This is a genomic window from Mammaliicoccus fleurettii, assembly GCF_003970575.1.
Classification (GTDB): domain Bacteria; phylum Bacillota; class Bacilli; order Staphylococcales; family Staphylococcaceae; genus Mammaliicoccus; species Mammaliicoccus fleurettii.
Window position 1 is genome coordinate 1 of record NZ_RXWZ01000102.1, and the last position, 10,772, is coordinate 10,772.

13 protein-coding genes are annotated in these 10,772 nt (G+C 29.5%); 6 read left to right on the plus strand and 7 right to left on the minus strand.

Annotated features, from left to right (window positions below; all coding sequences use genetic code 11):
• The first annotated feature begins 162 nt into the window (after positions 1–162).
• Positions 163–1,542 carry an aldehyde dehydrogenase gene (locus CD129_RS08300; RefSeq protein WP_078358473.1) on the plus strand — a complete coding sequence of 460 codons (1,380 nt, stop codon included), beginning with the start codon at positions 163–165 and terminating at the stop codon, positions 1,540–1,542.
• Between the two features lie 32 nt (positions 1,543–1,574).
• On the opposite strand, the gene CD129_RS08305 is transcribed toward CD129_RS08300, so the two are convergent.
• The 4 genes from CD129_RS08305 to pglS form a co-directional block, all read right to left on the minus strand.
• On the minus strand, positions 1,575–2,333 hold the full coding sequence (locus tag CD129_RS08305; RefSeq protein WP_078358472.1) for an ABC transporter permease: 759 nt from the start codon (positions 2,331–2,333) through the stop codon (positions 1,575–1,577).
• Positions 2,330–3,055: an ABC transporter ATP-binding protein gene (locus CD129_RS08310; RefSeq protein ID WP_107509924.1), complete on the minus strand. Its 726-nt coding sequence runs from the start codon at positions 3,053–3,055 to the stop codon at positions 2,330–2,332. The genes CD129_RS08305 and CD129_RS08310 overlap by 4 nt, the downstream gene beginning before the upstream one ends.
• Positions 3,056–3,276: 221 nt before the next feature.
• Positions 3,277–4,053, minus strand: a complete 777-nt coding sequence (locus CD129_RS08315; protein ID WP_115337256.1) for a carbon-nitrogen family hydrolase — start codon at positions 4,051–4,053, stop codon at positions 3,277–3,279.
• A 19-nt stretch (positions 4,054–4,072) separates the two neighbouring features.
• Positions 4,073–5,107 carry a 6-phosphogluconolactonase gene (gene pglS / locus CD129_RS08320; protein WP_107509925.1) on the minus strand — a complete coding sequence of 345 codons (1,035 nt, stop codon included), beginning with the start codon at positions 5,105–5,107 and terminating at the stop codon, positions 4,073–4,075.
• A 472-nt stretch (positions 5,108–5,579) separates the two neighbouring features.
• On the opposite strand from pglS, the gene CD129_RS08325 reads away from it, so the two are divergent.
• The 4 genes from CD129_RS08325 to agrA are packed head-to-tail and all read left to right on the plus strand — an operon-like array spanning position 5,580 to position 8,349.
• On the plus strand, positions 5,580–6,155 hold the full coding sequence (locus CD129_RS08325) for an accessory gene regulator AgrB (protein WP_107509875.1): 576 nt from the start codon (positions 5,580–5,582) through the stop codon (positions 6,153–6,155).
• Positions 6,152–6,292, plus strand: a complete 141-nt coding sequence (gene agrD, locus CD129_RS08330; protein WP_078358467.1) for a cyclic lactone autoinducer peptide AgrD — start codon at positions 6,152–6,154, stop codon at positions 6,290–6,292. The genes CD129_RS08325 and agrD overlap by 4 nt, the downstream gene beginning before the upstream one ends.
• A gap of 27 nt (positions 6,293–6,319) precedes the next feature.
• Complete coding sequence (agrC, locus tag CD129_RS08335) at positions 6,320–7,636, plus strand: quorum-sensing sensor histidine kinase AgrC (RefSeq protein ID WP_115337255.1); 1,317 nt, start codon at positions 6,320–6,322, stop codon at positions 7,634–7,636.
• Positions 7,633–8,349 (plus strand): quorum-sensing response regulator AgrA, encoded by a 717-nt coding sequence (agrA, locus tag CD129_RS08340; RefSeq protein WP_078358465.1) that lies wholly within the window; start codon positions 7,633–7,635, stop codon positions 8,347–8,349. The genes agrC and agrA overlap by 4 nt, the downstream gene beginning before the upstream one ends.
• A gap of 99 nt (positions 8,350–8,448) precedes the next feature.
• On the opposite strand, the gene CD129_RS08345 is transcribed toward agrA, so the two are convergent.
• A complete protein-coding gene (locus tag CD129_RS08345) occupies positions 8,449–8,667 on the minus strand; it encodes a hypothetical protein (RefSeq protein ID WP_078358464.1) in 219 nt (72 codons plus the stop codon).
• Positions 8,668–8,901: 234 nt separating this feature from the next.
• Here CD129_RS08345 and CD129_RS08350 point away from each other — a divergent pair, with 234 nt between their 5' ends.
• Complete coding sequence (locus tag CD129_RS08350) at positions 8,902–9,837, plus strand: LPXTG cell wall anchor domain-containing protein (RefSeq protein WP_115337254.1); 936 nt, start codon at positions 8,902–8,904, stop codon at positions 9,835–9,837.
• Here CD129_RS08350 and CD129_RS08355 read toward each other — a convergent pair.
• Both CD129_RS08355 and CD129_RS08360 read right to left on the minus strand, forming a co-directional pair.
• A complete protein-coding gene (locus CD129_RS08355) occupies positions 9,806–10,393 on the minus strand; it encodes a hypothetical protein (protein ID WP_115337253.1) in 588 nt (195 codons plus the stop codon). The genes CD129_RS08350 and CD129_RS08355 overlap by 32 nt on opposite strands.
• 71 nt (positions 10,394–10,464) lie before the next feature.
• Positions 10,465–10,632: a hypothetical protein gene (locus CD129_RS08360; RefSeq protein WP_049320466.1), complete on the minus strand. Its 168-nt coding sequence runs from the start codon at positions 10,630–10,632 to the stop codon at positions 10,465–10,467.
• Between the last annotated feature and the right edge of the window lie 140 nt (positions 10,633–10,772).

Here is a 10,772-nt window from a genome sequence, read left to right on the forward strand (position 1 = left end):
GAATTTGTCACTAATCCAGTTCGTACCTATAAATCCAAATTTCATATAGTTTCACCTTTTCATAATATATTCTTAATAAAATGGTCTTTAATAAATAAAGACTTCGCTTTTAATTATAACTATTGTTAAAATATAAACAACAGAAGTATAAAGGGGTTATCAATCTTGTCTATAGCAAATCAATTTGAAAATATCCAATCGTTCTTCGATAGCGATATTACCAAAGATATTAAATTTAGAAAAAAACAATTAAGATTACTAAAAAAATCTATTAAATCAAATGAGAGTCAATTAATAGAAGCTTTGCAACACGATTTAGGCAAAAATGCAGTTGAATCTTATGCAACAGAAATCGGTTATATTTATAAAAGTATCTCTTTCATGTTAAAAGAAGTCAAGGGTTTAGCCAGTAAAAACAATGCTAATACACCTGTTTTTCTTTTCCCTAGTAAAAGTTATACAGTATATGAACCATATGGTACAGTTCTAATTATTGGTCCATTTAATTACCCTTTCCAACTTGTCATTGAACCTTTAATTGGGGCTATAGCAGCCGGTAATTGTGCTGTCGTAAAACCTTCAGAATTAACACCTAATGTCAGTGCAATCGTTCGAAAAATAATTGAAGAATCATTTGATCCTTCTTTCGTTTCTTGTGTTACTGGTGACAAAACGGTTACAGAAGAATTGTTAACTTTTCCATTTGATTTTGTGTTCTTTACAGGTTCAACAAAAATTGGTCAAAGTGTATACGAGCAAGCTAGTAAACAGTTGATTCCTGTAGCACTTGAATTAGGTGGAAAAAGCCCAGCTATAGTTGATAAGACTGCCAATATTAAAGTAGCTGCTGAAAGAATTGCTTTTGGTAAATTCATTAATGCTGGTCAAACTTGTGTAGCACCTGATTACGTCATTATCGATGCTTCTATAAAACAACAATTTGTAAAAGCATTACAGTCTACAATCCAAGAATTTTACAGCAAAAATGCTCAAGACAGTGAAGATTTTGGTAGAGTTGTTAATGAAAGACATACTGACAGATTAATACATCTTTTAGAAAATACAAATGGTGATATCGTTTATGGTGGCAATTCTGATTTAGATCATTGCTATATCGAGCCAACTGTCATTGATAATGTTAAATTCGATGACATTTTAATGGAAGATGAAATATTCGGTCCAATCCTTCCAATCATGACTTATGAAGCCTTTGGAGACGCAATACAATTCATTAAGAACAAACCAAAACCATTATCCTTATACTTATTTAGTGAAGATGAGAATCATACTGATGAAGTAGTAAGAAGAATTTCATTTGGCGGTGGTTGCATAAATGACACCCTTTTACATGTAGGTAATCATAACTTGCCATTTGGTGGAGTTGGACTATCAGGAATAGGTAAATACCATGGTAAAGCCTCATTTGAATTATTTAGTAATGAAAAAGGCATAATGTTCAAAACAACTAAACTTGAAACCGGTGTACTTTTCCCGCCTTATAAAGGAAAAGGTAAATATGTAAGAGCAATGTTTAAAAAATAAAAAGCTGGGACAATTTAATTGTCCTAGCTTTTTTATTTGAAATGCTTTTCTATTAATTGCTGCTTCTTATTAAACAAAGTTGGATACGATAAAAACCCTAGTATTACACTTGTCATAGTAGCTGCCGTTAATAGCATAAATACAATTAATATTTGAAAGAGCACAGCTTCTAAAGGATCAGCTCCAGCAATAATTTGACCACTCATCATGCCTGGCAACTGTACTAAACCAATTGTTTTTTGTTGTTCTATTGTAGGTATAACGCTTGATTGAATAGATGTGATTAACTGCTTATGAATTGCTTGTTTAGGTGTTCCGCCTAAACATAAAATAAGCTCTATTATGTTATCGTTTTGTTTTATTTCAGACATAAATCTATTTAAAAATAATATACTTAGCACCATAGAATTCCCTATTATCATTCCACTTATAGGAATGATATATTGTGCTGTAGCAGGTGTTATATTAAAACCTATTAATATCCCTTGCGTAATGATTTCAATGGATATAAAAGCTAATAATAATTTCCATGTAATTCCTGGTATTTCCAACCCTTTTTTCCTTGCATTTTGAGTTGCTGCACCAATTATGAGTATGACCATTAATACAATAAATATATAACTATCTTGGTCAAATATAAATTGTAATATATAACCTACAATTAATAGCTGAACGAAAGATCGTATTGCAGCGACTGTAGTATCTTTTTCTAATCCTAAATTAAAACTCTTAGATAAAACTATCGGAATGATGATAAAAATAAACATTAATATTATAGATGTTATGCTCATAATACTTTATCTCCTATAAAATTTCTGACCTCAGAATTTTTAGTATGTTTAATATTTTCGACACTATCAGCTTCAACTACTTCTCCATCAATCATAACCCAAACATAATCGCTCAATCGTAAAGCCTGATTAATATCATGCGTCACCCAAATCATCGTTACATTATGCTCTTTATTAATTTTTTTGAGTAACAATTCTATCGCTTGTTTAGAATTTCTATCAAGTGCAGACGTTACCTCATCTAATAAAATAACTTCTGGTTTATTAACAAGTGCACGTGCTAAAGATAATTTTTGTTTTTCTCCTCCAGATAACTCTTTACTATTTTTATTCAAAAAAGTTACTGATAAATCCACTCTTTCTAAAAAGTATTTCGCTTCTTCATCTGTCATCTTTTTATTTTGAAGTGTTAAAGGAAGCTCTAAATTATCTTTAACAGTCCCTTTAATCATAGTGGCTTCTTGTGAAACTAATTGTACTTTTCTCCTTAATTCCATCGGATTATATGAATTAATTGTTTCATCATTGATCAAAATGTCACCTTTAGAAGGAGATTTTAATAAATTTATTAAAGATAATAAAGTAGATTTCCCAGCACCAGAAGGACCTATAATAGATGTCAACTTACCTTTATAAACTTCAGCATTTATTTCTTTTAAAATTTTAGAGTTTTCAATTTCATATTCAACATTTTTAAATTGAACTGATATATTACTTTCCAAACAATCATCTCCATTCACTTCAACTAACATTTATAAGCAGGTTTCTATAAACTTGCTTATATAATATAACCACTATAAGACACTTTCATAGCCGACACGACTGTGGAAACAGTACAAATCGAAGACTACAGGCTGAGACTGTACCATAGGCAAGCAGGTTATGAAAATAGTTTTAACTATACAATGAGGCTGGACAAATTATTGTCTCAGCCTCATTCTTCTTAATATAAATCAGTTCTTAGACTATTAAATATTGGAATTGCTTCTCTAATTTGTTCTTGTTTTCCAAAGTCTATTTCAACAATTAAAGTATCTTCTTCATAATATAAATTATCCATTAATGTGCCATCTGGACCATATACTAAGCTGTTACCACCAAATTCATTTTCATCACAAAGTCCTACACTATTACACGCAATGACATAAACTTGATTTTCAATTGCTCTAGCACGTAGTAATGCTTTCCAATGATCGATTCTTGACTTTGGCCATTGTGCTGGTACAAATATAACCTTTGCATCTTCTAATGCTAAAGAGCGAGATAATTCCGGAAATCTTAAGTCATAGCATATAATTGTACCCATATCGACTTCATCTAATTTATAAACTGTAGGCTTTTTTTCACCTGAAGTTAAATAATGATGTTCATTTAACATCGGTAATAAATGTGCCTTGTCATAAGTGTTAATGCAACTACCTTCTTTATTGATGACAATGGCTCTATTATAAATTTCTTGATCTTTTTTATAAGCAATAGACCCAGCAACAATATGTTTTTTGAGCGCTTTAGCTTTCTTTTGTAAAAAAGGAAGGATAACTTCACCATCATTATCAGCAAGTTCATTTAAATCTTTTAATCGATATGACGTATTCCACATTTCAGGTAATACCGCTATATCGATATCTTCATCAAGTTGATCGAACCATTGATCTATTTTCTGAATGTTTTCTTCTGGTTTACCTGGTATAACATGCATTTGATATAATGCAATTTTCAAAGCTAATCACCTACCATTGTTATAAAAATTGAACACATACGCCTTCTGAAGCTTTTTGTTCATTTTCTATTTCTGTTAATTTACCTGTTTCTTTATTTCTAGTAAACAAAACTAAATTATATGAATGTTCATGTGCCACTACTAAGAAAGTATCACTTGGTGTGATATTAAAATCTCTTGGCCATGTTCCACCACTTGTAACTATTTCTACACTTTCAATATTGGCGCCATCACCTAATATTTTAAATACCGCTATACTGTTATGACCTCTATTTGAAACATAAATAAATTGACCATCATGACTTAATCTAACTGCACCAACTTGTGAATTTAAATCAAAATCTTCAGGTATAGTCATTAATCTTGGACTAATCTCAGCAAATACACCGTTCTTATAAGATAACACTTGAATTGTATTGCTCATTTCACTTACTAAATATGCATAATCACCACTTGGATGGAACGCTAAATGTCTTGGTCCACTACCTGCTTGTACTTCTAATGTTTCAACTAATTCTAGTCCTTCATCAGAAAACTTAAATGTCCTAACAACATCTGCCCCTAAATCAACTGTAGCAATAAAATCTAAATCTGGTGTTTGTTGAGCATAATGAATATGACTACTTTCTTGTCTCGCTTCATTTGGCCCTTGTCCTTCTCCACGATAAAAATCAATTAACTCAACTAATTCTCCAGTATCAGGATTAAGTTTATAAATTCTAACAAGACCTGCTCCATATACAGCTTCAAATAAGTATTTACCGTCATTAGAAACTGAAATATGACAACCTGTACCTTCTTGAGAAGCTAAGCAATCATTTATAAAAGTTAAACTACCATCTTCATTAATTAAAAAGCTGGCAACCCCACAATCTTCACCATCTTTTTTAATAGCATATAAAAACTGATTATGTTGTGTAATATATGTAGATGCTTCAACTTCATAGCCTACTTCTACCTTTTCAATAGTTTGATCATTTTCATCTACATCAAATCTATATATCCCTTTACCATCCTTCTTAGTGTAACTACCAATATAACCTTTCGTTTTCATAAAATTAAAATCCTCCCTAAATTTATCTTTAATATCATTCTACATGAAAACGCTCAATAACTATAATAAAAACGCATACCTAATGGTACACGTTGTATAATTTAATATTCTAAATTCATATATAAGACTTTAGAAGTTTAACTGCTTATATCACTGAAAATTTCTAGAAACCAATTAAAAATACTACCAATAGCATTTACGATATCGCCTGCCATAAAGTATCCCCCTTTATATTTGAGATTTATAAATTAATCTATAAAATATAATAGTCATATATTATCTTATATTATTTTGATAAGTGTTTTTAATATTTTCCCTAAGTCATTATTTTAAGTTCTTAACTGCATTGATATTATGTTAAAATACAAATATATTCGTAATTCAAACAGTTAGGCATTAAAATAATACAGTTAGGCAAAAGAAGTAAAATGTAAATCAATTTGTTCTATAATCATAATGAAGGAGGGCCGCTATGTATCAGCCTGTACAAACACAAATAGATAAGATTGCAGCAAATCTTCAAAATTCAAATAACCTAGATCATGTTAGTTATTTAAAGGTAAAGTATGGACTAGAAGTATTTGTAGGGAATATCATGAAGACTGTAGTCATATATGGTGCCGCCCTTCTATGCCATATATTTTTATACACACTTATTGTTCATCTTAGTTATTTTGCCGTTAGATATTTCGCGTTTGGTGCACACGCTAAGTCCACTTTTTTATGCACAATACAAAGCATCATAATGTTTGTATTGGCGCCACTTATTATAATAAATACTAACTTGTCGTATTGGGCATTCCTTGCCCTAGCACTAATTGGTTATCTTATTATAATAAAGTACGCACCAATGCAAACAAAGAAACATCCCATATTAGGCAAATGGAAAAAAGGACTTAAACTAAGATCAATCATAGTCGCTACTATATTGATAGTTCTTTCATTATTCATAAAAGAACCGTATCAACAATTAGTATGCTTAGGATTGATCTTTGAAGCAGTATCACTATTACCTATATTTTACAAAGAGGAGGAAACATTATTATGAATTTATTAACTAGTTTATTTTCAAAATCAGTATCAAATATCCTTTCAGCAATTGGTGAAAAAGCGGTAATTAGAGGTTGTATGGCATTTTTAGATGAAACAGAAGTACCAGCGGAATTATTAAAAGAAAAACAATAAGATTGTTTTAGGGAAGTGTAAGGGTATATGGAATCATTTACAAATATAGAATCTTTACCATTTGGAATTTTACAAATATTATTATTTACAGTTTTATTAGCTATAACTCAGAATTATCGTTATAGCAAAAGGGATTATGTTATTCTCACTTTGGGATACATGATCCCTTCTCTTGCTTTTTATTATTTATTTGGAATGAGCGCAATAGTTTACGTTTGCCTGTTCTGTTTTATATTCTTTTATAAGAAGTTTAGATTACTGGGAATTATTAATACACTTATAGTCATATTAATATCAGTTGTTTCTGATTATTTATCTGTATTTTTAACTAAGTATATTATTGATATCCTTAATAATGTACCTCAATTTTTTATGTATTACATGCTATTTCATAGCTCATTTACAATAATCATTGCATACTTAATAAGGCGTTTAATGAATAAATTAAAGCTCAGTTATTTATATAATAACAGAGTATATTTATTATTAATTGCAGGTTTCTTAGCTGTTTCATTCATGGTCTTCTACGTATACATGCCTAAATCATATAATACTGAAAAAGAATTTGAATTCCAGACATTATTCTATGTGATTTATGTGTGTGTTGCTGCTATTTTTATAATTTTAATTTCTTTCACGATCATTCGGGAAATGGCTTTACAGCGTACTAAAAAAGAGATTAATCAATATTATAAATATACGTTGCAGATTGAACAAATTAATAATGAAATGCGTAAGTTTCGTCATGATTATGTGAATATTTTAGCTACATTATCTGATTATATTAGAGAAGATGATATGGAAGGATTAAGGGTTTATTTTGATCAAAATATAGCGCATCTTCATGATGATATGAAAGTAAATGCGATTAAAATTAATGGGCTACAAAATTTACATGTGAGAGAAATTAAAGGTTTATTAACGACAAAAATTATTCAATCTCAGGAACAGAATATCAATATTAGTGTTGAGATTACTGAACAGATTGATCATATAAATATGAACATTGTTGAATTGAGTCGCTGTATTGGAATCATTATGGATAATGCGATTGAAGCTTCTGAGTTTGTAGATAATCCTACAATTCAAATTGCTTTTATTAAAAATGATGAATCTATATTACTTGTATTCATGAATAAATGTTCTAAAGATACTCCAAAAGTACATAAGTTATTTGAAGATCACTATTCTACTAAAGGTCGTAAACGTGGTATTGGTTTAACGACCTTGAAAGAAATTACTGAGAAAACGGATCATGTTTTCTTAGACACTTTTATCAACAATCAATACTTTATTCAAAAGCTTGAAATTTTAAATGATAGCACTGAGGAAGTGATTCGATGAAAATCGTCATTTGTGAAGATGACCCGAAACAATTAGAACGTATGCAAACGATTATAAATAATTACATTATGATTGAAGAAAAAGAAATGTCTATTGAACTTGCTACTCATGATCCTTACGAACTTTTAGAGTATGTCAAAACAGCGAATGATATAGGTTGTTATTTTCTAGATATTCAACTTGATGCTGACATAAATGGTATTACTTTAGCGAGCAACATACGTAAATATGATCCGATTGGTAATATCGTTTTTGTAACGAGTCATAGTGAATTAACATATTTAACGTTCGTTTATAAAGTAGCAGCCATGGATTTCATCTTTAAAGATGATCCTGATCAATTAAAGACAAGAGTATTAGACTGTTTAGATACTGCTTATATTCGTTTAGGTATGTTATCTAAAAATACTAATGTTGAAAAAATAGAATTAACTAGAGGTAGTAATTCAGTTTACGTCGAATATGATGATGTCATGTTTTTTGAATCTTCAACAAAATCGCACAGACTAATTGCTCATCTTGATAATAGACAAATTGAGTTTTATGGTAGTTTAAAGGATTTATCGAATTTAGATGATAGATTCTTTAGATGTCATAACAGTTATGTTATTAATCGAAATAACGTTGATACAATTGATACGAAAGATCGTACTGTTTACTTTAATAATGGTGAACATTGTTATGCATCAGTTAGAAACATCAAAAAGATATAATTAAATATTGAGATATGCTTTTTAATAATAGAAAACAGAGAGAACTTTTAGTGTATAAAAGTTCTCTCTGTTTTTATTTATAAGGATTATTTAATTGATTTACACTTGATCTAAAGCATTTCTAAACGACTCTATATCCTCTATGTAATATTTGACTTCGCCACATTTTAAACAAACTGCAGCTTTAGGTATAGCAATCGCTTTTTTTAATATGTCTTCATTTTCTTCTTCTTTAATTAATCTCACATCTACTAAAGTTCCTGGAACGTTTATACGAAGGTCATTTATCATTTCTTGATTACAACTTACACATTTCATATTTAACATCCCCTTTTAAATTATGCTTTTATTTTACGCTTTTTTTATTTCTCTTGCAAAACAGAAGATAATATAGGTTATACAATTTTGTTAAAAGCACGTATTTAACTCATCTTTAGATAAAAATAAATTCTTATAAAAAAATAATAAAATAATACTTGAATATTAAAGCGAGTTATGCAATAATATAGCTATCATATGATAATAGTTAAATAAGCAAGAAAGGAGGACCCGATGAAGACGTTTTCAATCTTTCTTTACAGTATTGTTTGTTTTGTAGCTACATCACTCAATATGACTCATGTCACTTACGCAAGTACTGATATGACTCCGATTGGATTTCAATTCTTAACTGCGAGCAATATGCCTATATCTAATGAAACGTTTCAGCTTCAGTTAGATAATGAAGTTAAGCATCTAACAACTAGATCAGATGGACTGGCTTTTGTTGAAATTCCAAATAAGAATATTAAACCTCATTATACTTTAACTACTTCAAATCAACAGACTTTTACTGTTGAACCTAATAAGTTATATCAATTAACTTCTTCTGATTCTCAAATTCGTAATACACCTTCTATAAATAATCAAAATATTACAATCGAAGTACTTTCCAAAACATATCAACCTTTAAGTAATGTAGAAGTTAAACTTTTAGCAGAGAACCAAGAATTTATAGGTAAGACTAACAATGAGGGTTCAACTACAATTAACATTCCTTCAAATATTCCTAGAGACACCGCATTCGATGTAAAAATTAACGGAATAGATACTCATTCATCAATTTCAATAGGAGATGATAAATATTATACATTCAATTCTGACAACAAATCTGTATCACCTTTTATTCAAGATTCCGTACAACACAATCAATTAGATAATAACCACGAGAATCAACAATCCCCACCTAATACTAATAGCTTAAATCATAATCAAAACAACCCACAGTCTTATCAAATATCAGTAGTTAAAGATTTCTTAATTCCTAACCATTCTAACCAATCCACTTCTGAAAAAGAAAAAAAGACCAACTTAGAAACAAAAAAGCTTCCTGAAACTGGTCAAAAATCAACAAATTATTTTAAGTATGTTATGAGTTCATTACTCATATGTATTACCACTATTTTATTTATTATCATTAGAAAAAAGAAGGCTCAGCAAAACAATTAGGATTTGATGTAATGTATCCATTTTCAACTTTAACAATTTCATCATGGTAATTTATACCATTTATACCCTCGAAATATTTTGCTCCTACTATATTTATCATCGCCTGAGATAACAATGAACTCAAACAATAGGTTCTTTTCGAATCCCATTTTTCAGTGCGATACAATCGCTTTAATACATTACAAAACCCTATATGTGAACCGAGCGTAATCCAAACATCAGGTGAGTTTGATACAAACTTATTAACATACTTTTTAGAAGAACCTACATGATTCTTCCAAATCACAACATTAACATACACTTCGGACTGCTTATTTTCATACCATGTAGATTCAATCAAAGACTTTAAATGAAATGCAGCGTTAACCATCTCATTTTCATTACTCGTACCAATAGTTATAGATTTTAAAAATGGCTGATCATATTCTATAGTCTCAATTAAGGCTTGAAGTTCTCTTACACTAGGCACTTCCAAACTTCTTGATAAATCCTTTAATTGATTGGTCATACGATAATCTAATCTTGGAGATATTAACACATTGCTTTCATATTGCAAAATATATACCCTCCTAATATTATTTTAAAAAAAGGGAGCAATCACATAATTATAGTGATTGCTCCTTTATTTTAATTATTAGATTCGATCTCAGATACAATTTCTTTAGTCTTTTGTTCTAATTCTTCAAAATCTTTTTTAAATACAAATGCTAAGACAGCAATACCTGCCCCAACAGCAACTGTTGTTATAGCAATTAAGATGAAAAAGAATTTGAATATCCCTTTAATACAATCCATTGAAGTCACCTCTATCATCATTTTCTACCTCTTTCATCATAACATAATTTTTAAAATACATAAAAGATATTACGCTTATACTGCTGTATATATAGTTAAATTTTTATGTATAAAAGTATAAAATAACTCATTATATGTAT